Annotated in this window: 22 protein-coding genes and 1 riboswitch; of the genes, 13 read left to right on the top strand and 9 right to left on the bottom strand. The window is 68.9% G+C overall.

The window, feature by feature from the left end; genetic code table 11:
• The first annotated feature begins 8 nt into the window (after positions 1–8).
• Positions 9–782, top strand: a complete 774-nt coding sequence (locus tag ACQ3HB_RS19960; RefSeq protein ID WP_430922561.1) for a DNA-formamidopyrimidine glycosylase family protein — start codon at positions 9–11, stop codon at positions 780–782.
• Between the two features lie 95 nt (positions 783–877).
• Here ACQ3HB_RS19960 and ACQ3HB_RS19955 read toward each other — a convergent pair whose 3' ends face one another.
• Entirely contained in the window at positions 878–1,777 is a 900-nt protein-coding gene (locus ACQ3HB_RS19955) for an HAD family hydrolase (protein WP_430922560.1), read from the bottom strand.
• A gap of 165 nt (positions 1,778–1,942) precedes the next feature.
• Here ACQ3HB_RS19955 and ACQ3HB_RS19950 point away from each other — a divergent pair, with 165 nt between their 5' ends.
• Complete coding sequence (locus ACQ3HB_RS19950; protein WP_430922559.1) at positions 1,943–3,535, top strand: AMP-binding protein; 1,593 nt, start codon at positions 1,943–1,945, stop codon at positions 3,533–3,535.
• Positions 3,536–3,566: 31 nt separating this feature from the next.
• Here the strand turns inward: ACQ3HB_RS19950 and ACQ3HB_RS19945 are convergent, their stop codons facing one another.
• The 3 genes from ACQ3HB_RS19945 to ACQ3HB_RS19935 form a co-directional block, all read right to left on the bottom strand.
• Positions 3,567–4,559, bottom strand: coding sequence for an SDR family oxidoreductase (locus ACQ3HB_RS19945; RefSeq protein WP_430922557.1), 993 nt, complete (start codon positions 4,557–4,559; stop codon positions 3,567–3,569).
• Positions 4,560–4,891: 332 nt separating this feature from the next.
• Entirely contained in the window at positions 4,892–5,095 is a 204-nt protein-coding gene (locus ACQ3HB_RS19940) for a hypothetical protein (protein WP_430922555.1), read from the bottom strand.
• Between the two features lie 156 nt (positions 5,096–5,251).
• The gene (locus ACQ3HB_RS19935; RefSeq protein ID WP_430922553.1) at positions 5,252–6,079 is read right to left on the bottom strand and encodes an SDR family NAD(P)-dependent oxidoreductase; all 828 of its coding nucleotides are present in this window, start codon (positions 6,077–6,079) and stop codon (positions 5,252–5,254) included.
• A gap of 263 nt (positions 6,080–6,342) precedes the next feature.
• On the opposite strand from ACQ3HB_RS19935, the gene ACQ3HB_RS19930 reads away from it, so the two are divergent.
• From ACQ3HB_RS19930 to ACQ3HB_RS19915, 4 genes are all read left to right on the top strand, one after another.
• Entirely contained in the window at positions 6,343–7,212 is an 870-nt protein-coding gene (locus ACQ3HB_RS19930) for an aldo/keto reductase (protein WP_430922552.1), read from the top strand.
• Between the two features lie 137 nt (positions 7,213–7,349).
• Positions 7,350–7,586: a DUF2795 domain-containing protein gene (locus ACQ3HB_RS19925; RefSeq protein ID WP_430922550.1), complete on the top strand. Its 237-nt coding sequence runs from the start codon at positions 7,350–7,352 to the stop codon at positions 7,584–7,586.
• 117 nt (positions 7,587–7,703) lie between these two features.
• Positions 7,704–8,600 carry an SDR family oxidoreductase gene (locus ACQ3HB_RS19920; RefSeq protein WP_430922549.1) on the top strand — a complete coding sequence of 299 codons (897 nt, stop codon included), beginning with the start codon at positions 7,704–7,706 and terminating at the stop codon, positions 8,598–8,600.
• A gap of 70 nt (positions 8,601–8,670) precedes the next feature.
• On the top strand, positions 8,671–9,018 hold the full coding sequence (locus ACQ3HB_RS19915; protein WP_430922547.1) for a hypothetical protein: 348 nt from the start codon (positions 8,671–8,673) through the stop codon (positions 9,016–9,018).
• Between the two features lie 81 nt (positions 9,019–9,099).
• Here ACQ3HB_RS19915 and ACQ3HB_RS19910 read toward each other — a convergent pair whose 3' ends face one another.
• Positions 9,100–10,275 carry an alcohol dehydrogenase catalytic domain-containing protein gene (locus tag ACQ3HB_RS19910; RefSeq protein ID WP_430922546.1) on the bottom strand — a complete coding sequence of 392 codons (1,176 nt, stop codon included), beginning with the start codon at positions 10,273–10,275 and terminating at the stop codon, positions 9,100–9,102.
• A gap of 98 nt (positions 10,276–10,373) precedes the next feature.
• The gene (locus ACQ3HB_RS19905) at positions 10,374–10,805 is read right to left on the bottom strand and encodes a DUF7882 family protein (RefSeq protein WP_430922545.1); all 432 of its coding nucleotides are present in this window, start codon (positions 10,803–10,805) and stop codon (positions 10,374–10,376) included.
• Positions 10,806–11,114: 309 nt separating this feature from the next.
• On the opposite strand from ACQ3HB_RS19905, the gene ACQ3HB_RS19900 reads away from it, so the two are divergent.
• Complete coding sequence (locus ACQ3HB_RS19900; RefSeq protein WP_430922543.1) at positions 11,115–12,260, top strand: hypothetical protein; 1,146 nt, start codon at positions 11,115–11,117, stop codon at positions 12,258–12,260.
• A gap of 99 nt (positions 12,261–12,359) precedes the next feature.
• On the opposite strand, the gene ACQ3HB_RS19895 is transcribed toward ACQ3HB_RS19900, so the two are convergent.
• On the bottom strand, positions 12,360–13,763 hold the full coding sequence (locus ACQ3HB_RS19895; protein WP_430922542.1) for an L-serine ammonia-lyase: 1,404 nt from the start codon (positions 13,761–13,763) through the stop codon (positions 12,360–12,362).
• 189 nt (positions 13,764–13,952) lie between these two features.
• Positions 13,953–14,050: riboswitch (glycine riboswitch) on the bottom strand.
• A 157-nt stretch (positions 14,051–14,207) separates the two neighbouring features.
• Here ACQ3HB_RS19895 and ACQ3HB_RS19890 point away from each other — a divergent pair.
• From ACQ3HB_RS19890 to ACQ3HB_RS19880, 3 genes are all read left to right on the top strand, one after another.
• Positions 14,208–14,492: a hypothetical protein gene (locus ACQ3HB_RS19890; protein ID WP_430922540.1), complete on the top strand. Its 285-nt coding sequence runs from the start codon at positions 14,208–14,210 to the stop codon at positions 14,490–14,492.
• A gap of 196 nt (positions 14,493–14,688) precedes the next feature.
• Positions 14,689–15,579 (top strand): LysR family transcriptional regulator, encoded by an 891-nt coding sequence (locus ACQ3HB_RS19885; RefSeq protein WP_430922538.1) that lies wholly within the window; start codon positions 14,689–14,691, stop codon positions 15,577–15,579.
• A 125-nt stretch (positions 15,580–15,704) separates the two neighbouring features.
• Complete coding sequence (locus tag ACQ3HB_RS19880; RefSeq protein ID WP_430922536.1) at positions 15,705–16,406, top strand: type 1 glutamine amidotransferase domain-containing protein; 702 nt, start codon at positions 15,705–15,707, stop codon at positions 16,404–16,406.
• Here ACQ3HB_RS19880 and ACQ3HB_RS19875 read toward each other — a convergent pair.
• Complete coding sequence (locus ACQ3HB_RS19875; protein ID WP_430922534.1) at positions 16,384–17,361, bottom strand: arsenic resistance protein; 978 nt, start codon at positions 17,359–17,361, stop codon at positions 16,384–16,386. The two genes, ACQ3HB_RS19880 and ACQ3HB_RS19875, sit on opposite strands and share 23 nt — an antisense overlap.
• Before the next feature lie 71 nt (positions 17,362–17,432).
• Here ACQ3HB_RS19875 and ACQ3HB_RS19870 point away from each other — a divergent pair, with 71 nt between their 5' ends.
• Both ACQ3HB_RS19870 and ACQ3HB_RS19865 read left to right on the top strand, forming a co-directional pair.
• A complete protein-coding gene (locus tag ACQ3HB_RS19870; RefSeq protein ID WP_430922533.1) occupies positions 17,433–18,398 on the top strand; it encodes an SDR family NAD(P)-dependent oxidoreductase in 966 nt (321 codons plus the stop codon).
• A gap of 359 nt (positions 18,399–18,757) precedes the next feature.
• Complete coding sequence (locus ACQ3HB_RS19865) at positions 18,758–19,132, top strand: nuclear transport factor 2 family protein (protein WP_430922532.1); 375 nt, start codon at positions 18,758–18,760, stop codon at positions 19,130–19,132.
• Between the two features lie 57 nt (positions 19,133–19,189).
• Here ACQ3HB_RS19865 and ACQ3HB_RS19860 read toward each other — a convergent pair whose 3' ends face one another.
• Complete coding sequence (locus ACQ3HB_RS19860; protein WP_430922530.1) at positions 19,190–22,891, bottom strand: DEAD/DEAH box helicase; 3,702 nt, start codon at positions 22,889–22,891, stop codon at positions 19,190–19,192.
• A 178-nt stretch (positions 22,892–23,069) separates the two neighbouring features.
• Between ACQ3HB_RS19860 and ACQ3HB_RS19855 the strand changes: the two genes are divergently transcribed.
• Positions 23,070–24,605, top strand: a complete 1,536-nt coding sequence (locus ACQ3HB_RS19855) for an SDR family NAD(P)-dependent oxidoreductase (RefSeq protein ID WP_430922529.1) — start codon at positions 23,070–23,072, stop codon at positions 24,603–24,605.
• Positions 24,606–24,612 lie beyond the last annotated feature (7 nt).

Raw genomic sequence — 24,612 nt, 5'->3', positions numbered from 1 at the left:
TCCGCGCCATGCCAGAAGGTGACACCGTCTTCCAAGCCGCGCGTCGACTGCGAGAGGCGATCGGCGGCGAGACCGTGACCGGCTTCGACCTGCGCGTGCCGCACTACGCGACCGTCGATCTCACGGGCAGCGTCGTCCACGACGTCATCCCGCGTGGCAAGCACCTCCTGCATCACATCGGCTCGGAAACCGTTCACACACATCTCAAGATGGAGGGCGTGTGGCACGTGTACCGGCCGGGCGAGCACTGGCATCGGCCCGCGTGGAAGGCGCGCGCGATCATCTCGACGCGCGAGTGGATCACGGTCGGCTTCGATCTGGGGATCGTCGAGGTCTTCCCGACCGTGGAGGACTCGGAGCACTTCGGCTGGTTGGGCCCTGATCTCCTCGGGCCCGATTGGAACGAGGAGGAGGCGATCGCGAGGCTCGCCGCAGACCCGCGGGAGATCCACGTCGCCCTGCTCGACCAGCGCAACCTCGCCGGCCTCGGCAACGAGTACGTCAACGAACTGTGCTTCCTCCGAGGGATGCTGCCGACGAGGCCGACGAGCGAGGTCGACCTGCCCGCGACCGTGCACCTCGCGCATCGGCTCATCATCGCGAACCGTGATCGCCGCAACCGGGTCACGACGGGCGACACCAGGCCGGGCCGCACCTCGTGGGTGTTCTCGCGCGACGGGCAGCGATGCCTCCGCTGCGGAACGCGCATCAAGCGCGGCAAGCTCGGCGCCGACCCCACGGCGCTCCGCGACACCTACTGGTGTCCGTCCTGCCAGCGGTGAGGCCCTTCGACAGGCTCAGTGACCGGGACCGACAGGCTCAGCGACCGGAGCGGCAAGCTCAGCGGCCGGGGCCGGTCCCTGAGCGTGTCGAAGGGCTAGACCTGGTCGTCGTCTGTGGCCTCGCCGCGCACCATCGCCGCCCAGCGGGCCAGGTACAGCGCTCCGGCCTCGTCGTGGATGAGCGAGGGGTGGCTGAGGACGGGGTAGGGCTTCTCGGGCACGCCGTCTGCCGGGCGGACGTCGACGTGCGCGACCCTGTGGCCGTGCTCGTGCAGCCAGTCGGCCATCGCGTAATCGCCGCGGGAATCGCCCATCGTCCGCCACGAGAGCGGGAGCGGTCCGCCGTCGGCTTCGAGCAGTTCGAACGCGCGCTCCGCGCCGAGGTCCTTGCCGAGCCGTGACGACTCGATGTCGGTGGAGATGATCGTAGGGTCGATGCGGTACTGCACGAGCCCTGCCGCGTCAGGGAAGACGTCGTGGCCGTGGACGATGCCGACGCCGCGGCTCGCGAGCTCCGCCTGCGCCTCCGCGTCGAAGTGGCCGCGGACGGCGTCGTACTGCTCCGGCGTGACATGCACGTGCTGTTCGACCGAGACCATCGCGCGTTTGGTCGCGTCGAAGAACACGGTCTCCGCGTAGCGTGCCTCGACGATGCGCTCGACGGCCTCCGGGTAGCCCTCGGGCAGTGCGACGGTGTCGTCGACGCGGAGCTCGTCGATCCCGTCGGCGGTGAAGCGGAACCAGACGGCGCCCTTCTCGCAGATCCCGTAGAGCCGGACGTCGTCGGCGAGTCCGGCGGCCTGGAGCGGCGGGACGACGACCTCGCGGAGGAATGCGTCGCTGCGGCCCGTGTTGAAGGCGATGGGCACGCCCGCGTTGGCGAGTTCGGCGAGATCGGAGGCGATGCTCGGGATGTTGATCGTCCGCGTGATCGGGCTGGCGATGGGCCCGTCCACGTCGAGGAGGAGGCCGAGGATGGGGCGCTGTGCATTCACCCAGCCAGCCTAGCCGCCCGCCCAAACCTCCGTTTTCGTGCAATCCGCCCCTTTTCGGAGGCACATCTTGCACGAATACGGAGGTTTGGGGGTGGAGGGAGGGACTCGGCATAGACTCTGTTCACCTCCGATGGCGGAGGCGTCACGACATCAAAGGAGATTCTCGTGTTCAGCAGCCCCTTGCCCGACGTCGACGTACCCGATCTCAGCGTCTACGACTTCCTCTTCGGCAGCATCACGCCCGTCGACCTCGACCGCGTCGCTCTCGTCGACGGCTCGTCCGGAGCGGAGACGACGTACCGTCAGCTCATCGGGCAGGTGAACGCGCTCGCGGGCGCCCTCGCGGCACGCGGCATCGCCGTCGGCGACGTCGTCGCGCTCCACTCGCCCAACGTGCCGGCCTTCGCGACCGTGTTCCACGGCATCCTCCGCGCCGGAGCGACGGCGACGACCGTCAACGCGCTCTACAACGCCGAGGAGATCGCCGCCCAGCTGCGAGACGCCCACGCCACGATGCTGTTCACCGTGTCTCCGTTGTATCCGCAGGCGAAGGAAGCGGCGGCCGCGGTCGGCATCCCCGACGATCGGGTCATCGTCCTCGACGGCTTCGACGGACACCTCTCGCTCCGAGACCTCCTGAGCGCGCGTGAGCCCGCACCGGACGTGTCCTTCGATCCGGCCACCCATCTCGCCGTCCTCCCGTACTCCTCCGGAACGACCGGGCGACCCAAGGGCGTGATGCTCACGCATCGCAACCTCGTCGCCAACGTGCAGCAGTCCACCCCGCAACTCGGCATGGTGCCGGACGACCGCATCCTCGCCGTCCTCCCGTTCTTCCACATCTACGGGATGACGGTGCTCCTGAACCTCGCCCTCTCCCGCCGCGCCTCGCTCGTCACGATGCCCCGCTTCGACCTCGTCGAGTTCCTGCGGATCATCCAGGACTTCCGATGCACGTACGTGTTCATCGCCCCGCCGATCGCCGTGGCCCTCGCGAAGCATCCGCTCGTCGACCAGTACGACCTCTCGAGCATCCACACGATCTTCTCCGGCGCCGCGCCCCTCGACGGCACGCTCGCGCACGCGGTCGAGACGCGCCTCGGCTGCCGTGTGCGCCAGGGCTACGGCATGACCGAGATGAGCCCCGTGAGCCATGCGATCCCGCTCGACGCGACCGACGTGTCCCTTGACTCCGTAGGGCTGACGCTGCCCAACATGGAGTGCAAGATCGTGGACCCGGAGACCGGCCTCGAGGTGGAGTACCCGGCCGACGGCGAGAGCGTCGCCGGCGAACTCCTCTGCCGCGGACCGAACATCATGCTCGGCTACCTCGGCAACGAGGAGGCGACGAAGGAGACGCTCGACGACGACGGCTTCCTCCACACGGGCGACATCGCGACCGTCGACGGTCACGGGCGCGTCCGCATCGTCGAACGTCTCAAGGAGCTCATCAAGTACCACGGCTACCAGGTCGCGCCGGCGGAACTCGAGGCGCTGCTGCTCAGCCACCCGGAGATCGCGGACGCGGCCGTCATCGGGGTTCCGGACGACGACGGCCAGGAGGTGCCGAAGGCGTTCGTCGTCCGACAGGGCGATGCGACGCCCACTGCAGAGGACATCATGGCCTGGGTGACCGAACGGGTCGCGCCGCACAAGAAGATCCGCCGAATCGAGTTCATCGACGTCATCCCGAAGTCGTCCTCGGGCAAGATCCTCCGCAAGGATCTGCGAGCGGCGGAAGCGGCGGCGCGGGCCTGAGGTCCTCGGGCCCGCGCTGCGTCGGCCCCGGCTACTCGGGACGGGCCGCTGCGACGAGCCGATCGAACGATGCGTCGAGCGCTTCGTCCACGACCTGACGTTCCGGGTGGGCGTCGTAGTAGTCGACGATCTCCTCAGCGCCCGTCCAGAACGGAACCATCGTGCGGAACTCCGGAACGACCGTCCGCAGCTTCGTGGTGTCGAAGATCATCGAGTGCGCCTTGTCGCCCAGAAGGCCCGGGCCGAGCGACGGCACCTCGGCCGCGATGCCCTCGGAGGAGACGTGCACGAGGTCCGGCTCGACACCGGCCGCGGCGCCGAGCCACGAGTAGATCTCGTTCCAGGTCGGCGCGTGGTCGCCCGTGATGTGGAAGGCGTCGCCGATGACGTCCGGCCGGCCGAGGAGACCCGTGAAGCCGACCGCGAAGTCGTCCGTGTGGGTGATCGTCCATCGACTCGTGCCGTCGCCGTGGACGACGACGGGCTTGCCTGCACGCATGCGGGCGATGTCCGTCCAGTGGCCGATCGTGGGGATCGAGGTCCGGTCGTAGGTGTGCGACGGGCGGACGATCGTAATGGGGAACGCGGCATCGCGGTAGGCGGCGACGAGGAGGTCCTCGCACGCGATCTTGTCGCGCGAATACTGCCATTCCGGGTTGACCAGAGGCGTCGACTCCGTGACCGGGAGCCGCGAAGGCGGCGTCTGGTAGGCGGAGGCCGAACTGATGAAGACGTACTGACCGGTGTGCCCTTCGAAGCGGGCGATGTCGTCACGCACCTGTTCGGGCGTGAACGCGAGGAACTGGCTCACGACGTCGAAGTCGCGGCCGCCGATCGCGGCCTGGACCGCCGCCGCATCGGAGACGTCGGCCCGCAGCAGTTCCACGCCGTCGGGCAGGGGCCGTTCCGAGGAACGACCGCGATTGAGGACGGACACCTCATGCCCCTGCTCGACCGCGCGTTGCACGCACGCCGAGCTGATGACACCGCTGCCGCCGATGAACAGGATCCGTTTCGCGCTCATCCGTCCATCCTGGCACGGCGGGTGTCCATCGCGATCGATGCGGACGGAATGCACAGAGCGGGTGCGCGACGGGCGAGAGCGCGGACGGTGTGCAGGCGGACCGTGTGTGTGCGGACGATGTGTGCGCGGACGGCCGGCCCCCGGACTGGCCGTCCACGCCGTGAGGGGTCCGGACGCCGACTCATCCGGCCAGGGCACCATGCCTGGTTCAGAGCGGCGTCGGGGGCGGGACCCTTCGACGGCCATCGTACGTCCGCCACCGCCCCCGTTCAAGGGGCTTTCGACGGACTCGTGGGCGGCAGCCCCGAGCCCCGCAGCCTTCTGGCCTGACGCTATCGACGAGCCTTCACTGCGCTCATTCCAGCGATGACGAGCGTCAACAGGACGCCGGAGACCATGCCCCAGAGGATCGGTGTCGTGGGCCCGCCGATGAGGAGCGCGACGAGGGCGAGCACGGCGAAGCCGCCCGCGAGGATGAGCCAGGTGGCCCATTCCGGTCGCGGCCGTTTCGACTGCTGCTGCTGTTCGGCGTCCACCAGACCAGCCTAGATCGCGCGGGTAACACCCGGTCACTGAGCCGCACCGGTCACTGAGCCCGTCGAAGTGCCCCACACCGCACCCTTCGACGAGCTCAGGGACCAGATCCGGTCACTGAGCCCGTCGAAGTGCCCCACGCTCAGGTCCGACCCGCATCACCGCGCGGCGAGCATCGCCTCGCTCCGGTCCCACAGCTCACGGGCGAGCGCGGGATCGGACGCCTGCCGGCTGGACCTGGCGACCTTCCGCTTCACGTAGTACTCGCCGGGCTTCCAGTCGAGGCCCGGCTGCGTCTCCGCGAGCCAGAAGAGCGTGTCGGCCCCTTCATCGGGCGAGGTGAGGAAGCGACGGCCGAGCGCGGTCGTGTACATGAACCGCATCGCACCGTCCGGCGAGTTCGAGAAGTTCGTGGCGATCGTGCCTGGGTGGAACGACGCCGCGGACAGGCCGTCGCCCCCGTACCGGCGCTGCAGTTCGTGCGCGTGGAGCACCTGGGCGAGTTTCGCGTTGCCGTAGGCGCGCGTCGCCGAGTAGGAACGTTCCGCGTCGAGGTCGTCGATGCGCAGCTTGGAGAACAGTCGACTCGCGGCGCTCGACGTGTTGATCACGGTGGCCTCCGATGCGATGAGCCGGTCGTGCAGGAGCGACGTCAGGAGGAACGGGGCCAGATAGTTGACCTGGAACGTCTGCTCGTGGCCGTCGACGGTCGTCTTCCGCGCTCCGAAGATCCCGCCCGCGTTGTTGGCGAGCACGTCGATGCGCGGGTAGCGCTCGAGGAGCTGCGCCGCGAGGACCTCGACCTGCGCGAGTTCGGAGAAGTCGCTCACGAGGGAGTCCGCGCCGAGCGCTGCGGCCACGGCAGAGGTCTTCTCCGGCGAGCGCCCTACGACGACGACCTGTTCGCCCGCCGCAGTGAGCGCTTTCGCTGCTGCCGCGCCGATGCCGTCGCTCGCACCCGTGATCACGATCGTTCGTCCGGACACGTGTCCTCCTGTCGGCCGCGGGTCGACGCGGTCGTGCTCAGCCTAGATCGTGCCTGCAGTGTGGTGAGCGCGCCGGCGGAAGGAGGCCGGGGCGGAAGGAGGCCGGGCGCAAGCGAGGTTCGAGCGTGGTCGAAGCACGTATTCCCGCGCCGGGCGTCCCATCGCTGTCAGCGGAATCCATCCGATCGGGGTCGTTCCGTCACGACGCGGGCATAGGCTCTGATCCGTCCCACCCACCGTCCCCGGACCTGTTTTGGAGCATCATGTCGGATACGTCCACCCTCTCCGCCGCCGCGAGCGGCACGTTCCTCCTCGGCGGCGACCGCCCCGTCAACCGTCTCGGCTACGGGACGATGCAGCTCACGGGCGAAGGCGTCTGGGGCCCGCCCGAGGATCCTGCTGAGGCCGTTCGCGTGCTGCGCCGCGCCGTCGAACTCGGCGTGAACTTCATCGACACCGCCGACTCCTACGGTCCCCTCGTCGCGGAACCGCTCATCCACGAAGCGCTCGCGCCCTACAACGACGACCTCGTCATCGCGACGAAGGCCGGCCTGTCCCGCTCGGGCCCAGGCGACTGGCGTGCACTCGGGCGCCCCGAGTACCTGCGACAGCAGCTGGAGATGAGCCTGCGCATCCTCGGCCAGGAGCGCATCGACCTCTTCCAGCTGCACCGCATCGACCCGAAGGTGCCGCTCGCGGACCAGGTGGGCGAGCTGAAGCTCCTGCAGGACGAGGGCAAGATCAGGCACATCGGGCTGAGCGAGGTCTCCGTCGACGAGCTCGTCGCCGCCGGCGAGATCGCGACGATCGCCTCGGTCCAGAACCTCTACAACCTGACGAACCGAAAGTCGGAGGCGCTGCTCGACCACGCCGAGGCCAACGGCATCGCGTTCATCCCGTGGTTCCCGCTCGCCACCGGTGGCCTCGCCGCCCCCGGAGGCGTCCTCGACGACCTCGCGAAGCGACACGATGCCACCCCGTCGCAGCTCGCGCTCGCGTGGCTCCTGAAGCGCTCGCCCGTCATGCTGCCGATCCCCGGCACCTCGTCGGTCGCTCACCTCGAGGACAACGTGCGCGGTGCTGAGCTCGACCTGAGCGATGCGGACTTCGCCGAGCTGAGCGCGCTCGCATAGCCCGAAGATCCGAGTACCCGGCTCACCCCGGATCGACCCGCGAGAGGCGGCGTCGACGGCTCCCCCGGCCGTCTACGCCGCCTCTCGCGCAATTGCAAGCGCTGGTTTCCCGTTCCCTGTCCGCGCACACTGGTCGCATGATCGACACGACCCGCCCCACGGACGCGGAGCTTCGGCGCGAACTCGCCGAGGCCGCCCTCGTCTCATCGCTGCGCACGATCGACTTCCCGGCCTCCCGCGACGACCTCGTCCGTGTCGCGATGGAGGACGGGCTCGACCAGGAGAGCATCGACGCCCTCCGCTCGCTTCCGGAACATGCGTACGAGGGCACCTTCCACGTCATTCGCGCGATCGAACAGGGCGCCTCGACCTGATCGTCCTCAGGCACGGAGGATGCGGTCTCGCGCAGAGACTGTCAAGCCCCCGACACCCCGCGGGCCGTGCTCGTAGCCTCGAAGGACCGAACACATCGAGCGAGAGGATCCACCCGCATGGGCACCGACCAGTACACCCTCGAGGACCCCACCACCCGCTACCCGCGCATCTCCCCGCCGGAGCAGGAGCAGCCGGAACCGGGTCTCGATTCGGAACTCGACCCCAAGGCCGACCTCGGTGAGGAGAGCTACCGTGGCACCGGCCGTCTGCTCGGCCGGAAGGCGCTCGTGACGGGTGCGGACTCCGGCATCGGTGCAGCGGTCGCGATCGCGTTCGCCCGAGAAGGCGCGGACGTCGCGCTCTCCTACCTGCCGAGCGAGCAGTCCGATGCCGAGCGCATCGCCGCCCTCGTCCGCGATGCCGGTCGCACCGCCGTGACCATCCCCGGCGACGTCCGCGACGCGGAATTCTGCCGTCGCCTCGTGCAGGAGGCGTCCGACGGACTCGGCGGCATCGACCTCCTCGTCAACAACGCGGGCAAGCAGGTCTTCTGCGAGCGCCTCGAGGACCTCTCGGACGACCAGTTCGACGACACCTTCCGCACGAACGTCTACGCGATGTTCTGGATCACGAAGGCCGCGCTGCCGCTCATGATGCCGGGCTCGACGATCATCAACACGACGTCGATCCAGGCGTACAACCCATCGCCGGTGCTCGTCGACTACGCCTCGACGAAGGCGACGATCAACGCGTTCACGAAGGGTCTCGCCCAGCAGGTCGCACCGCGCGGCATCCGGGTGAACGCGGTCGCTCCCGGCCCCATCTGGACGCCGCTGCAGGTCACCCACGGGCAGCCGCAGGAGAAGATCACCGAGTTCGGCCAGGACACCCCGCTCGGTCGCGCCGGACAGCCTGCGGAGCTCGCTCCCGCGTACGTCTTCCTCGCTTCGGGCGAGTCGAGTTACGTCGCTGGCGAGACGCTCAACGTCAACGGCGGAACGCCCACACCGTAGCCGATCGGCCGAGCACACGAGGAGCAGCCACGGCCCGGCCTGCGCGACGGAGGGGAAGGGAAGGAACGACATGACGGTGAAGCTGAATCGGGCGGCGCTCGCGCATGCACGCAAGCTCATCACGGACGGCGACGTCGTTCACGACGACCGCGACGACTGGAGCGAGGCCGCACCGACCGCGGATGAGGAGAACCGATTCATCGAGCGCCACGGCTTCGGCGAGTACGGCCGGTGGCATCTCGGTGTCGACGACGACAAACCGGAGGACACGAAGGGGCACTACAGCTTCCCCTTCGGCGACTTCCGGAAGGTCCGTCGCGGCGGCGTGATCTCCCTCGAGAGCCGTGCAGCTCAGAACGATCATGACGACATCGCGAAGGCCTCGAAGGAGCTGCTCGACCTCATCGATGGCGAGTAGCGCCGGGCAGCTGGCGGGAGCCCCTGCCGCCGACACGAAACCTCCGTTCCGCGAACACGCGTGGGAACGGAGGTTTCGTCGTCACGGCTGCAGGACGACCTTGACGCAGCCGTCCTCCTTCTTCTGGAACGTCTCGTACATCTCGGGCGCACGATCGAGCGGCACCCGGTGGGTGACGAGGTCGAGGGTGCCGAGCGGGTCGGACGGATCCTCCACGAGCGGCAGGAGCTGTGGAATCCACCTGGCGACGTTGCACTGCCCCATCCGGAGCGTGATCTGTTGGTCGAACATCGACTTCATGGGCAGAGGGTCGAGCTCTCCCGCGTAGACGCCGCTCAGCGAGACGACCCCTCCGCGTCGCACGAGTTCGAGCGCGCCGTGGAGAGCGGCGAGCCGATCGATGCCGGCGTGCTCCATGGCAGGCCGGGCCACGGCGTCCGGCAGTAGCCCCACCGCAGCTTGTGCGAACGCTGCTCCCGGTGAACCGTGCGCTTCCATCCCCACGGCGTCGACCACCGCATCCGGACCGCGCCCGTCCGTTGCGTCGCGGACTTCCGCGATCACGTCATCGGTGAGATCGTACGTCCTGATGCCGTGCCGCTCGGCCATCGCCCGCCGTTCGGGGACGGGGTCGATCGCGTGCACCTCGTACCCGCGATGGGCTGCGATCCGCGCGGCGAACTGTCCGACGGGGCCGAGACCGAAGATCCCGATCGAACCGCCCTCGGGAACGTGGGCGTAGTGGACGCCCTGCCAGGCCGTCGGGAGGATGTCGCTCAGGAAGAGGTAGCTGTCGTCAGGGAGTTCGGCGCCCACCACGATGCAGTTCGCGTCGGCGAGGTGCACCCGCAGCAGTTCGGCTTGTCCACCGGGGACTTGTCCGTAGAGCTTCGTGTAGCCGTAGAGGGTCGCCCCGCTCCCGTACTCGGTGACCTGCGTTCTCTCGCACTGCGACTGCAGCCCCCTGCGGCACATGAAGCAGTCGCCGCACGCGATCGTGAACGGGATGACGACGCGATCGCCCGGCTTCACCATCGTGACCGCGGAGCCGACCTCCTCGACGATCCCCATCGTCTCGTGGCCGAGGACGTCACCGCGATCGATGAACGGCCCGAAGAGCTCGTACAGGTGAAGATCGGAACCGCAGATCGCCGCAGAGGTCACACGGATGATCGCATCGGTCGGCTCGATGATGCGTGGATCGGGCACCGTCTCGACTGAAACCGTTCGTTTGCCCTGCCAGGTGAGTGCTCGCACGTCCTGTCCCTTCGTCGTGAACCTCCACCATCCGCGCGCGGACGGGGCCGGACAAGGGGTGGAGGCTGCGCGACAGGGGTGCTACGGGACGATGCCGATCAGGGCGCGGCGGTGGACGTGCTGGACGTGCCGGCGGTTTTCGCGGTCGCGTTCGTCTTCGCGTTCTTCGCCGCCTTCGCCGCCTTCGCCGCGGACGTGCGGGCGGTCTTCGCGACCGGCTGCGCGTCGGAGGCATCGAGTTCCGGGCCGATGTGGAGGTCGCCGGACTTGTTCGCGTCCTGCATCATCGATTCGAGCCAGGTGCGGTTGAGCTCCGGACGCGTCGCGTCGTCGAACTCGAACTGGAGTGAGATCGAGGGGTGCATCCAGATGGACACGCGTCCGCCGCCTGCGTCCTCGCTGCGCTGCCACGAGACGGTGAAGGACTCGTTGCGGCGGAGCTTCATGACAGCGATGGACTTGACGTGCGCGAGGGTTCGGTCGTCGAGCTCGAGTTCTCTCGCGGAGCTGCCGTAGATCAATCTGCCCATCGGGACGGTTCCTCACTCGGATCAGGTTGTCGCGCTTTCACCGGCGGTGATCGATCCGGGCGCGGGATGTGTTGCCCACTGGGCACGCTCCCATCGTAAACGGACACTCGTTGACCTGCGCCTTCCCACCCCTCCCCACACCTCCGTTTTCGTGCAAGAAGTGCCCTCGAAAACGTGCGGATTGCACGAAAACGGCGGTGTGGAGGATGCAGGGGCGACCCGTTCATCGCGTCGGGTGCTGCTAGCGTGTGCCCGGGGCCATCGCAGGCACCGCTATCGCGCAGGGGGCTCCGCATGCACAATCGATCGATGAATCGTCCAGGCATCGTCTTCGGAGGTGTCGCTCTCGCGGCTCTGTTGTTGTCCGGCTGCAGCGCGCCTGCCGCACCGCGGAGCACGTCCGCATCGCCCACGGCAACCGCGGCTGGAGAAGCCACCGCACCGAGCTTCCGTCTCCCGCTGGGCTGCGACGACCTCGTCTCGGCGGCCGACGCGGAGTCTGCACTGCAAGCGCCTGCGACCGCCACGGACTGGCCGACGTCGTCCGACCACGCTTCCCTCGCAGACGTCGCCATCCAGAACGCCGGGGGCATTGTCTGCCAGTGGGCGGTCGATCCCGCAGACTTCGGGGGCCAGATCACGGCCACGGACTCTCCGGCGCCTCGACTCATCGTCTCCGTCCTTCCGGACGCCGCGGACGCCTGGAATCCGGGCTGGCAGGGCGACGCCGAAGCGACGGAGACCCGCACCTTCGGTTCGACCGAGGCGTATGCGTCGTGCGGTGACATCGGTTGCCGCGCGAACGCGCTCGTCGGTTCCAACTGGGTCAACATCCTCATCTACAACCCCGGCGCGCAGGTTGCGACGACGTCCCTCGGCACACCGGACGAGACCTTCGAGCACGCGACTCCGGCGTTCACCTCGATCTTCGACCACCTCGCATCGGCCGGCGAACCGGCACCCGCATGGATCCCACCGACAACCTCGAGCCCATCGCCGGCGAACTGCGAGACGCTCTTCCCACTCGCGATCGCCGCATCGGTCATCAACGCGCCAGGGGCGGTCGATGTCCTTCCGGCAGCCGAGGACACGCTCCCCGCCTCATCGACCATCGCGCTCAAACAGGCCGGCGCGCTCACCTGTTCCTACGGCGGCCCAGACGCCACCGCATTCTCCGCGCCGATCACGGTCACCGCGCTCCCGGGCGGCGCATGGGTCCTGCCGAAGCTCTCCTCGGAACTGCCGGCCTCCGGCACCCAGGCGGCGTTCGCGTTGACCGGATCGGCGACGAACCCCGCGCTCATCTGGTGCAGCGAGAACGGGAATTTCTGCGAGGTGCTCTTCAGCTCCGACGGTCAGGCCGTCTCGGTGATGACCCAGCAGTTCTCGGGGGCGACGCCGTCCGCGCGCGAACTCGCGACGTCGGCGGCAGAGCACATCGTGGCGCTCCGCTGACCCCCTCGCCGCCGGGCGTCCCCCGCCACACCTCCGTTTTCGTGCAAGACGGACGTTTTCGAGGGCACCTTGTGCACGAAAACGGAGGTTTGGGGAGGGTCAGCATTCCACGACGTTGACCGCCAGACCACCCATCGCCGTCTCCTTGTACTTCGACGACATGTCCCGGCCCGTCTCCCGCATCGTGACGATGACCTCGTCGAGCGAGACGCTGTGCGAACCGTCGCCCCACAGCGCCATCTTCGCCGCGTTGATCGCCTTTGCCGCAGCGATCGCGTTCCGCTCGATGCACGGGATCTGCACGAGTCCGCCGATGGGATCGCACGTGAGGCCGAGGTTGTGCTCCATCGCGATCTCCGCCGCGTTCTCCACCTGCTCCGGGATGCCGCCGAGCACCTCCGCGAGTCCCGCGGCGGCCATGGAGGAGGCGGAACCGACCTCGCCCTGACAGCCGACCTCGGCACCGGAGATGGACGCCTGCTCCTTGTAGAGCACTCCGACGGCGCCCGCCGCGAGGAGGAACCGCACGACGACATCGTCCTTCTGTTCCGTCGTCGCCGTGTCCATGCCTGGCCCGTAATGCGTCGCGTAGAAGAGGACCGCTGGGATGATGCCGGCCGCACCGTTGGTCGGCGCCGTCACGACCCGACCGCCGGAAGCGTTCTCCTCGTTGACGGCGAGCGCCACGAGGTTCACCCACTCCTGCCAGAACTTGAGGTCCCGATGCGGGTCCTCGGCGCGCAGTCGATCGTGCCAGGCCGGTGCGCGACGCCGCACGTTGAGGCCGCCGGGGAGCGGCCCCGTGCGCTGCAGACTCGAGTTCTTGCACTCCTCCATGACGTCACGGATGTGGAGGAGGCCGGATCGCACGTCCGCTTCGGACCTGGTGACGAGTTCGTTCTGCAGCATCACACCGCTGAACGGGAGACCGTGCTCCGTGCAGTGCGCGAGCAACCCCGCGGCCGTGCGGAACGGCATCGGCACGATCGCGTCGCCCTCCACCCCCGCGGGTCCCGTGCGGGCGACCGGCTCCCCGCCCTCACGGACGACGAACCCTCCGCCGACGGAGTAGAAGACCGCTTCGTGCAGGACGGTGCCCGCGGCATCGGTCACGGCGAAGCGCACGCCGTTCGTGTGGCGGTCGAGGACCGTGAGCGGGTGGAGCACGATGTCGTCCACGCCGTACCGGAGCGGTCGTCGTCCGCCGAACAGGAGCTCGCCCGTCTCGGCGAGCGCCGCGAGACGCGATTCCACCTCCTCCGGCAGGATCTCGTCCGGACGGTACCCTTCCAGCCCGAGGAGGACGGCGGTCATCGTGCCGTGCCCTCGCCCGGTCGCCGCGAGGGACCCGTAGAGGTGGACGTCGATGCCCGCGACGTCCTCGAGAAGACCCGCAGCCGTCACGTCCTCGACGAAGGTGCACGCGGCACGCATCGGCCCCACCGTGTGGGAACTCGACGGGCCGATGCCCACCGAGAAGAGGTCGAACACACTGATCGTCATGGTCGGTGAGCCGATGGTGACGGGATGCGGGACATGAGGAACTCCGATGCTGTGGCGCGCACGTGCGCGACCGATGGTCGAATCCCTCCCCGCTCTGTCTCGGACCTGAGAGTTTCCGACCTCCCCTGGCGGGAGAGGACTTGCACCGTCGGTGAGCGACGGCGGACCGTCGCTGCTTTCCAGAGTCGCCCAGCTGCTGCGGTACGGGGGCCTGAGAGATTCCCGGAGAGGATTTGCTCCTACGGCGCCCGCCCAGGCCACAGGCGGAACTCTCCCGCAGCTGCTCGAAGGCGTGTGATGTTGTGCCGCCACGATACACGATCGTGCGGAGTCCGAGAATGGCTGGATTGCAGGTGCGCCCCGGGCCTAACCTGATGACGGACCCGGCACGATCGACGACTGCTCGAGCCGCCGTGGAAGCGCGGGCCACCGAAGGAGTTCGACATGAGCGATCAGAACCTCGAGAACCCGAACATCAACAACCCGGGTCCGCACGACGAGGCGGTCGACGAGGAGCTGCTCACCAACGCGAGCATCAACAATCCCGGCCCGCACGACGAATCCGTCGACGAGGAGCCGCTCGCGAACCCGAGCATCAACAACCCCGGCCCGCACGACGGCCCCGTCGACGACGCCGTCGCCGAGGAGACCGCGACCGTGAACAACCCGGGACCGGACGAGAGTCAGATCCCGCATCACGAGCATAAGGATCACCACCACAAGCACTAGGGCTGCGCTTCGACAGGCTCAGCGACCGGATAGGGGTCCGGTCCCTGAGCCTGCCGAAGGGGGACGAGCTCAGGGACCAGATAGGGGTCTGGTCCCTGAGCCTGTCGAAGGGGGACGAGCTCAGGGACCGGTGGCTGACCCGTGTGGAAGCCGACCGCGTGACAGCCCGCCCGAGCGATGCGAGAATCAGCCTCTGATGGCACTCCACGATCTCGACCACCTCCGCACGTTCCTGACGGTGCAGCGCGCCGGCTCCCTCACGGAGGCCGCGGCCCTCCTCGGGATCTCGCAGCCGACCGTCTCAGCGCACGTCCAGGCGCTCGAGGCGTCGCTCGGCTATCCCGTGCTCGTGCGCGACCGCTCGGGCGCGACCGTCACGACCAAGGGGGCGGCGCTCGCCCGTGAGGTGGCGGTGCACATCGACGCGCTCGACGACATCGCCTCGCTCAGCACGGATGCGGGAGGCACACCCCGAGCCGTGCACCTCGGCGGCCCGGCCGAGCTGCTCACGACGGTCGTCCTGCCGAGGCTCCCCGAACTGCTCGAAGCAGCCGGGGTACCCGTCCACGTCACCTTCGGCCTGGCCGAGCCGCTCCTGGAAGCGCTGCGCACCGGCGCGCTCGACGTCGTCGTGAGCGCCGTGCAGCCGCGCGTCCGCGGAGTCGAGGCCGCCCCGCTGATCGACGAGGAGTTCGTCCTCGTCGCAGCCCCTGCCTGGACTCCTCCCGTCGGGACGGAGGCGCCCGCCTCCCTCGCGCACATCCCCGTCATCACGTACGCCACGAACCTGCCGATCGTCCGACGGTACTGGCGCACGGAGTTCGACCGTCGCCCCAACGGGGTCATGATCGCCGCCGTCGTGCCTGATCTCCGTGGGGTGCTCGCGGCTGTGATCGCCGGCACGGGCATGTCGGTGCTGCCCCGCTACCTCGCCCAGGACGCGCTCGACTCCGGCGCGCTCGTCCTGCTCCACGAGCCAACGATCGCCCCGCTCAACACCGTCTATCTCGCGCGGCGCATCGGCGAGGCCAATCGGCAGGGGCCGGTGCGGGCGCTCAGCGCAGCGCTCGAACGGGTCGTCGGCTGAGCGCAGCCGTTCCCGCCTCGGCTCTCCCGACGGAGCGACCTCACCAATCGGCCGATGAAGGACCAAGGATTTCCGATCGATCCCTGATCATCGCAGCGCGAGACTGGACGGGTCGAAAGGAAACGATGTCCTCCATCCTCATGGTCGTCACGGCCGCAACCTCACTCACCCTCACCGACGGCACCGAGCACCCGACAGGGTTCTGGGCCGAAGAACTCGTCGTCGCGCACCGCGAACTGCTCGCTGCCGGTCACACCGTCACGCTCGCCAGCCCCGGCGGTGTGCGCCCGCAAGCCGATCCCGGCTCGCTCACAGCCGAGACGGTCGGCGATGCGACGCGCGCCGAGGAGTTCCGCAGCTATCTCGCCGGAATCGAGGACGCCATCGCGCACCCGATCACGCTCGCCGACATGACCGTCGCCGACTTCGACGGGATCGTCCTCCCCGGCGGACACGGCCCGATGACCGACCTGGCGTTCGACGCCGATCTCGGCAGGATCCTCGCAGAGGCCGATGCCGCGCAGACCCTCATCGCCCCGTTCTGCCACGGCCCAGCCGGTCTGTTGAGCGCGACCAGCCTCGACGGGAGCTTCGTATTCTCCGGCCGTCGACTCACCGTGTTCACCGACGAAGAGGAACTCACCGGCGGGACGGGCGAACGGACGCCGTGGTTCGTCGAGCGCACGCTCGCAGAGCGCGGAGCGGTCATCGAGAGCGGCCCGGCGTGGTCCGGCCACGTCGTCCGCGACGGCAACCTCATCTCCGGCCAGAACCCGCAGTCGAGCGAAGCCGTCGCCGCCGCCGTCATCGAGGCGCTGTCGGCCTGACCCTCACGAGGAACGGCACCAGCCGCACGAGCACGACCATCCCGACGAGTTCCACGAGCGTCTGCGTCACGACGACGAGCGGAGCGATCCCGAGGGACGCCGGGAGCGCGAGTGCGAGCGGCAGGACCACGAGCGAGTTGCGTGTCGCGCCGCTGAACACGAGCGCCCGTCCGGCGGGGACGTCGAGTCCCGCCGGGCGGCGCATCACCGCACCGAGCGCCACCATCACGACCAGGAACAGGGCGAAGACCGGCACCACTCGGAGGAGTGCGCCCGCCTGCTCCCCCGCGGCCGCGATCTGCGACCCGATGACGACCGCGAGCGTCAGCATCATGACCGGCACCATCGCGCCCTCCATGACCGTCACCACCGCACGTCCTGCGCGATGCCGTCGCGCGATCACCTGCACGAGCGCTGCAGCACCGAGCGGCAGGACGATGAGCAGCAGGAACGCTTCGACGAACGGGCCCACCTCGACGAGCCCGACGGTCTCCGGTCCCGCGAACACCCACAGGTAGGCCGGCAGCAACAGGATCTGCAGGAGCATCAGGACGGGCGTCGCGGCGAGGAGCCGGTCCCGGGCACCGCCCGCCAGCCCCGTGAAGACGATGACGTAGTCCACGCACGGGGTCAGGAGGACGAGCAGGACGCCGAGCAGCAGCCCGCGGTCGTCAGCGACGAACCGGGACAGCACGAACACGACCGCCGGCACGACGATGAAGTTGAGCACGACCACCGCGCCGAGGAACCGGATGTCGCGGAACGCGCGGACCACCTCGATGATCGGCACCGCCAGGAACGTCGCGAACAGGAGCAGCATGAGCGACGGGTTGATCGATGCGGCGAGCGCAGGAGCCGTCCAGGGCAGCGTCCAGCCCACGACGCCGCCGAGGAGGATCGCCGCGAGGTACAACGGGACCTGTCGACGATCCCACCACCCCACGATCCGCTGCATCCCCACAGCCTAGGGACTCCCGGGCGGACCCCATTGACTGCGAGTGCACTCGAAGTCGTAGTCTGACGACTATGACAACAGCACAGCACCGCATCGGGTCCGGTTTCGACGCTTCGAGCACGGCGAGCGAGGTCCTCCGGGGCATCGATCTCACCGGCAAACTCGCGATCGTCACCGGTGGCTACTCGGGTCTCGGCAAGGAGACCGTCCGCGCGCTCGCAGCCGCCGGCGCGCACGTCGTCGTTCCCGCCCGCCGGGTCGACGCTGCGCGCCAGGAGCTCGCGGACATCGAGGGCGTCGAGGTCGACGAGATGGACCTCTCCGACCTCGCGAGCGTCCGCGCCTTCGCGGAGCGCTTCCTCGCCTCGGGGCGCGGCATCGACATCATCATTGACAACGCAGGCGTGATGGCCGCCCCGGAGACCCGCGTCGGCCCGGGCTGGGAACTGCAGTTCGCGACCAACCACCTCGGACACTTCACCCTCGTGAATCTGCTCTGGCCGGCAATCGTCAAGAACGGCTCGTCACGCGTCGTCGCCACGTCCTCCGCTGGACACCGCCGCTCCCCCATCCGCTGGGACGACGTCGACTTCACGACGGGCTACGACAAGTGGCAGGCCTACGGGCAGGCGAAGACGGCCAACGCCCTGTTCGCCGTGCACCTCGACGAACTGGGCAAGGCCGAGGGCGTCCGCGCCTTCTCCGTCCACCCGGGAGGCATCCTCACGCCGCTGCAGCGCCACCTCCCGAAGGAGGAGATGGTCGCGCTCGGCTGGATCGACGAGGACGGCAACGGGCTCAACACCGCTTTCAAGACGCCTGAGCAGGGCGCCGCGACGCAGGTGTGGGCGGCGACGTCTCCGCAGCTCGACGGGCTGGGCGGCGCGTACCTCGAGGACGTCGACATCGCGGAACCCACCGCGGACGCCGTCGCTCCGGCGGCCGGTGTGGCCGACTACGCCGTGGACCCCGCCGAAGCCGCGCGTCTGTGGGCGCTCTCGGCAGAGCTGACGGGCGTGAACGCGTTCGCGCGCTGATCTCCTCCCGGTCACCGAGCCTGTCGAAGTACCCGGTTACTGAGCCAGCCGAAGTGCACGGTCACCGAGCCTGTCGAAGTACCCGGTCACCGAGCCAGCCGAAGTACCCGGTCACCGAGCCTGTCGAAGTACCCGGTTACTGAGCCTGTCGAAGTGCCCGGTCGCTGAGCCTGTCGAAGTACCCGGTTACTGAGCCTGTCGAAGTACCCGACCTCACGGGACCCACCCCTCGACACGCTCAGGGACCGGAGGCACGAGCGGTTCCGATCCTGAACACGGAGGAAGGCGGGAGGTGACGGGAGTAGTGTGGCGACACACCGACCGCCCGACGCATCCCGCCTTCCGATTGGACCGCTGACATGGCCGACGAAACGACCGCAGACCTCGCCGAGACCTGGGTGGACGCGTACCAGCGCGCCTGGTCGAGCAACGACCCCGACCACATCCGGGCGCTCTTCACCCCGACGGCCGAGTACCGGACGGAACCGTGGGTGGAGCCATTGCGCGGGCACGACGCGATCGTCGCCTCGTGGCTGGAACGGCGCGACGAACCGGGCACCTTCACCTTCGACTGGACCGTGCAGGGAACCGACGGACCGCTCGCCTTCATCCAGGGCGAGACCGCGTACACCTCGGGGAAGACCTACAGCAATCTGTGGGTGGTCTGGCTCGCACCGGACGGCCGCGCCATGTCGTTCACCGAGTGGTGGATGGACCAGGCGAAGCCCAGCTGACGCCTTCCTCGACCGGCCCGCCGCAGCCGACGTACGCTGCAACGGACACCGTTCGTCTCAGGCCTCCAGGAGCCCCCGGATGTCCTCGGCCGTGAGCGCCTGGCTGAAGACGGCGTCGTCGTCGAGCACGGCGTCGAAGAGCTTCGACTTGCGCGCCTTGAGCGCCATGACCTTCTCCTCGATCGTGTCGCTCGCGACGAGCCGGTACACCATGACGTTGCCGGTCTGCCCGATGCGGTGGGTGCGGTCGATCGCCTGCGACTCCGACGCCGGATTCCACCACGGGTCGAGGAGGAACACGTAGTCCGCCTGGGTCAGGTTCAGCCCGAACCCGCCCGCCTTCAGGCTGATGAGGAAGACGGGCGCTTCGCCCATCTGGAACCGCTTGATGATCTCCGGCCGCTTCCGGCTGGAACCGTCGAGGTACTCGTAGGCGATGCCCGCAGCATCGAGTCGTGCCGCCGCCTTCTGCAGGAACGACGTGAACTGGCTGAAGACGAGCGAGCGATGCCCCTCCGCGACGACGTCGTCGAGCTGCTCGAGGAGGGCGTCGAGTTTGCTCGAAGGGATGTCGGCGTACTCGGGATCCACGAGCGACGCGTCGAGGCTCAGCATCCGGAGCAGCGTGAGCGATCGGAAGACGATGAACCGGTTGCGGTCGAGGTCCTCGATGAGTCCGAGGAGCTTCTGCCGTTCCTTCTGCAGCATCGTGTCGTAGAGGTGGCGATGCGCCGGAGCGAGGTCGATCTGCAGCACCTGCTCCTGCTTCGCCGGGAGTTCCGGCGCCACGAGTTCCTTCGTGCGGCGCATCATGAGCGGCCGGATGCGTCGACGCAGCGTCCCGAGGAGACTCACGTCGAGTTCGCGCTCGATCGGTCGGACGAAGCGTTCCGCGAACCGGTGCGCCGACGGGAACAGGCCGGGCGCGACGATCGCGAAGAGCGACCACAGTTCCATGAGGTTGTTCTCGAGCGGGGTGCCGGTGATCGCGAGTTTGAAGGGGGTGTCGATCTGGGCCGCGCACTCGTGCAGTTTGGCGCGGTGGTTCTTGACGAACTGCGCTTCGTCGAGGATGAGCCCCGCCCACTGCTCCTCGCGGTAGACCTCGGCGTCGAGACGGAACAGCGTGTAGCTCGTGACGACGATGTCCGCGCCCTCCGCGACATCGGCGATCGTCTCCTTGCCGTTCGCCTCCGTCGTGGTCATCGCCCGGACGACGAGGCCCGGCGTGAACCGCGCGGCCTCGACGAGCCAGTTGCCGACGACGGAGGTGGGTGCGACGACGAGGAACGGGGGCCGGGCGGCGGGTGCGTCCTGACTCTCCGTCTGCGACGGCGTCGGCGACGGCGACGGCGACGGCGACGGATCCTCCTCACGCGCGTGCGCCATCATCGCGAGCGCCTGCAGCGTCTTGCCGAGGCCCATGTCGTCGGCGAGCACCCCGCCGAGCCGATGCTTCCAGAGGAACGCGAGCCAGTGGTAGCCGTCGAGCTGGTACGGCCGCAGATCCGCCACGAGACCGTCCGGGAGCGGCGTCGCTGGCACCGCGGTCAGGTCCGTCAGCCCGGCGACGGACTCGCGCCACGCGACCGCCTGCACCGTCTCATCGGCCAGGTCCTCGAAGTCGTCCCAGAGGCTCGCCTGGTACCGGCTGATCCGCGGGCCCGTCTCCCACTCGCGGAGCGCATCGGCCTCGTCGAGCAGTTCGCGGAGACGATCGAACGCGGGATGCTGCAGCGACAGGTAGGTGTTGTCGACCATCAAGAGCTTCTTGGCGCGCTTCGACAGGGCCTTGAACAGCGGCCCGAAGGGGATGCGATAGCCGGCGAGGTTCACGACGATGCCGAGATCGAACCAGTCGCGCTTGTCGCTCTCGACCGTCGTGATCGTGAGTTCCGGATCGCCGATGAGCTCGCGGTACTCCGGCCGGGTGCCGACGATCTCGACGCGTACGCCGTCGACCGATTCGATGACGGGCAGGATGCGCTCCGTGAAGACGGCGGCGTCCACCCCGCGCAGGATCGTCCGTCCCTCCGGCGGCCAGGGGACGGAGATGGTCGGGGTGATGCGGCGAGCGCGCACACCGAGCAGGGCGGCCGATGCGCCGGGGCGGGAATCGGTCGCTGGCTGCGCGGCTCCGTCCTGGCCGGTCTGCAGCACGTCGTCGGTCCCGGGGGCGTCAACGGTCTCTTCGGTTTCTTCAGTCTCCGCGGCGAGCGCGGCCGCTCCGAGCGCCTCGCCGACCCGCTCCACGATCGTGCGCTCCGTGCGCTCGTCGTGGAGGACGTCGTCGTCCGGTGCATCGTGGACGCTCGCGCCCTCCGCGGCGAACGGCACGCGCTGATCCGGCGCGTAGAGCCACGACCAGTCGAGCTGCAGTGTGTGTTTGGGGCCGTAGCCGGCCGTCAACACGAGCACCGGCGGCACGACGGCCGGCAATGGCAGCGACCCGTCGACGCTCGTCAGCTCGATGCTCCTGCGCAGACGCGGAACGAAGTCCGTGAGGAACTCCTCGATCTCCGCGGGCGGTACGACGGTCGGTTCCGTCGGACCGAGCAAGGCGCGCTGCTGCTCGCTCAATCGGCCCTCCATCGGCGCGATCGTGATCGCCGCACGAGGGGTCAAGCGGTAGTTGTACAGCCCGTGGTCGCCGATCGCCCCGGTCATCGCCGCATCCGCGTGCTCGCCGTCGATCGAGACGACGGGAGACAGGCGGATCGCGCCCTCCGCGTCGATGAGGGCGTCGAGCCGCACCCCGGCCTCCCGACCGATGTGAACCGTCCCCTTGCGCGTCGCGACGAGGGCGACCCCGATCCGATGAGCCTCCTGCAGCAGATGCCAGAGGATCGGGCTCGCGAAGTCGTCGAGGAAGAACCAGTCGCTCTCGTGCCCCGTGTACGCTCCGCGCGTCGACCGGTGGAGTGCGGCGAACTGCGAGAACCAGCGGTGGTGCTCCGGATCGAGGCCGAGGCGGTTCACCTGGTGAGCGAAGGACGCCCACGTCACGTTGGCCTTCACGAAGTTGCCGGAGGAGTTCTTGATGACGGGCCGCACGGCGAGGCGCCTCGTCTGGCCCGGTTCCGGCTCGCCGGCAGCCGTCGCGGTCGTCGGCCCCCGCCATCGCTCCGCCGTCCGCGGTACGAGCTGTCTGACCTCGAACTGCAGGCCCATCGTGGTCGACTGGACGGTGCGGCCAGCGTCGGGTTTCGCGGCCAGCGCGCCGACGACCGTGCGCCAGGTGGGCGGCTCCGGCTCGGGGAGCGGGTCCTCGGCCCAGCCGGTCATCGCCCGAGCGGAGGAGAAGTCGAACGGGTCCGCGTCGTGCGGACGCACCGCGAAGTCCGGGCGCACCCGGCCCGTCGTCGGCTCCGCGCCGGAACCGCCACTCGATCCGCCGCCGGGCAGGCCTCCCGCCGGGAGCGTCCACCGGTCGGTCGAGCCCTCTTCACGGAGCCTCGCAGCATTGCTGCTGAGGAGCAGTGCGGCGACGTGCTTGCAGTCGCCGGTGACGGGACAGGTGCAGTCGCTGCGGAGGAGCTTCGCGAAGCCGTTGACCTGTGCGCCGAGGCTGACGTGGCAGTCGTAGGGCAGTGGACCGGTGCCCTGCACTCGGCCGGAGACGCGCTCGGTCGCCGGATCCCAGTCGACCTCGAGCACCATGCCGGTCCGTGCATAGCCACGGCCGCGGTCGAACGCCAGACGCCCCACCATCCGCACGATGTCGGCGACGTCCACAAGGGGTGACGCCGTGGCTGACATGTGCTCCATGCTCTCACGGACCGGCGACATCCGAGTCGCCTCCGGCCACGGCCCGGCTGGCGATGCGACGGGCGTTCGGCTGGTGATGCGACGGGCGATCCGGCGGGCGATCCGGGGCCACGCCCGTCCGCGGAACCGCGCCGATCCGACACCCAGGCCGGGATCGTAGAATGAAGCAATGACTTCCTCGCCCGACGCCACGCCCCAGCACGACGAAGCGTCGCACGAACCGACCACCGACACGACGCCGGAGAACCCCACGGACCTCGGCGACGGCATCGACCCGACCGACCTCGACGTCACGCTGCGCGTCCTCGAGTACATGGCCGGCATGGATGAGGAGCACCCCGACTACATCACGGTCCGCCGCGCCACAGCGAAGATGTTCAAGGCCGTCAAGAAGGAGCGCCGCCTCGGCAAGCGCGCCGCCATCGCGGACGCCGATCGCGCCGTCATCGCCGCCACCGCGACGGGCGCACCGGACCGCATCGACGACGAGACCCGCGGCATCCCCCTCTCCACGAGCACGGAGGCGCCCGTCGCCGGCGAGCTCCTCGTGCCGCGCAACTGCTACATCTGCAAGCAGCCGTACACGCTCGTCGACGCGTTCTACCACCAGCTCTGCCCAGACTGCGCCGCCATGAGCCACGCCAAACGCGATGCACGCACGGATCTCACGGGCAAGCGTGCGCTCCTCACCGGTGGGCGGGCCAAGATCGGCATGTACATCGCCCTGCGTCTCCTCCGCGACGGTGCGCACACGACCATCACCACCCGCTTCCCGCGTGACGCCGTCCGCCGCTTCTCCGCGCTGCCGGACTCCGCGGACTGGCTGCATCGCCTCCGCATCGTCGGCATCGACCTGCGCGACCCCGCCCAGGTCATCGCGCTCGCCGACTCGGTCGCCGAACAGGGCACGCTCGACATCCTGATCAACAACGCCGCGCAGACGGTGCGCCGGACGAAGGGCTCGTACCAGCCGCTCGTCGACGCCGAGCTCGCTCCCCTGCCCGACGGCCCGCTCCCCGAGCTCGTCACCTTCGGCCACACGAACGATCAGCACCCGCTGTCGCTCGCGGCATCGGTGTCGGCGCACCCCATCCTCGCTGCGGCCGCAGCCAAGGCCGAAGCACTGACGGAAGCGGCGATGTCGGCCGGTTCGTCATCGCTCGAACGGCTGGCGGCCGGAACCGCGATCGACGCCGGCGGACTCCTCCCAGACCACGACCACATCAACAGCTGGACGCAGAACGTGGAAGAGGTCGACCCGCTCGAGATGCTCGAAGTGCAGCTCGCCAACACGACCGCGCCGTTCATCCTCGTGAGCCGTCTGCGCCCGCAGCTCGCGGCATCGCCCTCGAAGCACACGTACGTCGTCAACGTCTCCGCCATGGAGGGCGTCTTCGGGCGTGGGTACAAGGGGCCCGGCCACCCGCACACGAACATGGCGAAGGCCGCCGTCAACATGCTCACCCGCACGAGCGCGCGAGAGATGTTCGAGACCGACGGCATCCTCATGACGAGCGTCGACACCGGGTGGATCACCGACGAGCGTCCGCACCCCACCAAGGTGCGTCTCGCCGAAGAGGGCTTCCACGCTCCGCTCGACCTCGTCGACGGTGCCGCCCGCGTCTACGACCCCATCGTCCGCGGCGAGGCCGGCGAGGAGCTCTTCGGCGTCTTCCTCAAGGACTACGCGCCCTCCTCCTGGTAGGGCGACG

Origin of the sequence: Plantibacter lichenum, from assembly GCF_050587525.1 — a bacterium.
Classification (GTDB): domain Bacteria; phylum Actinomycetota; class Actinomycetes; order Actinomycetales; family Microbacteriaceae; genus Plantibacter.
The sequence above is the reverse complement of the archived record's forward strand: the minus strand, read 5'-3'. Positions and strand labels throughout refer to the sequence as shown.

Coding starts and splice junctions, on each gene's coding strand:
- ACQ3HB_RS19960 (WP_430922561.1), top strand. CDS start 9: ATGCCAGAAGGTGACACCGTCTTCCAAGCCGCGCGTCGACTGCGAGAG.
- ACQ3HB_RS19945 (WP_430922557.1), bottom strand. CDS start 4,559: ATGAGCGCGAAACGGATCCTGTTCATCGGCGGCAGCGGTGTCATCAGC.
- ACQ3HB_RS19930 (WP_430922552.1), top strand. CDS start 6,343: ATGTCGGATACGTCCACCCTCTCCGCCGCCGCGAGCGGCACGTTCCTC.
- ACQ3HB_RS19925 (WP_430922550.1), top strand. CDS start 7,350: ATGATCGACACGACCCGCCCCACGGACGCGGAGCTTCGGCGCGAACTC.
- ACQ3HB_RS19920 (WP_430922549.1), top strand. CDS start 7,704: ATGGGCACCGACCAGTACACCCTCGAGGACCCCACCACCCGCTACCCG.
- ACQ3HB_RS19915 (WP_430922547.1), top strand. CDS start 8,671: ATGACGGTGAAGCTGAATCGGGCGGCGCTCGCGCATGCACGCAAGCTC.
- ACQ3HB_RS19905 (WP_430922545.1), bottom strand. CDS start 10,805: ATGGGCAGATTGATCTACGGCAGCTCCGCGAGAGAACTCGAGCTCGAC.
- ACQ3HB_RS19900 (WP_430922543.1), top strand. CDS start 11,115: ATGAATCGTCCAGGCATCGTCTTCGGAGGTGTCGCTCTCGCGGCTCTG.
- ACQ3HB_RS19895 (WP_430922542.1), bottom strand. CDS start 13,763: ATGACGATCAGTGTGTTCGACCTCTTCTCGGTGGGCATCGGCCCGTCG.
- ACQ3HB_RS19890 (WP_430922540.1), top strand. CDS start 14,208: ATGAGCGATCAGAACCTCGAGAACCCGAACATCAACAACCCGGGTCCG.
- ACQ3HB_RS19885 (WP_430922538.1), top strand. CDS start 14,689: ATGGCACTCCACGATCTCGACCACCTCCGCACGTTCCTGACGGTGCAG.
- ACQ3HB_RS19880 (WP_430922536.1), top strand. CDS start 15,705: ATGTCCTCCATCCTCATGGTCGTCACGGCCGCAACCTCACTCACCCTC.
- ACQ3HB_RS19875 (WP_430922534.1), bottom strand. CDS start 17,361: ATGCAGCGGATCGTGGGGTGGTGGGATCGTCGACAGGTCCCGTTGTAC.
- ACQ3HB_RS19870 (WP_430922533.1), top strand. CDS start 17,433: ATGACAACAGCACAGCACCGCATCGGGTCCGGTTTCGACGCTTCGAGC.
- ACQ3HB_RS19865 (WP_430922532.1), top strand. CDS start 18,758: ATGGCCGACGAAACGACCGCAGACCTCGCCGAGACCTGGGTGGACGCG.
- ACQ3HB_RS19860 (WP_430922530.1), bottom strand. CDS start 22,891: ATGTCAGCCACGGCGTCACCCCTTGTGGACGTCGCCGACATCGTGCGG.
- ACQ3HB_RS19855 (WP_430922529.1), top strand. CDS start 23,070: ATGACTTCCTCGCCCGACGCCACGCCCCAGCACGACGAAGCGTCGCAC.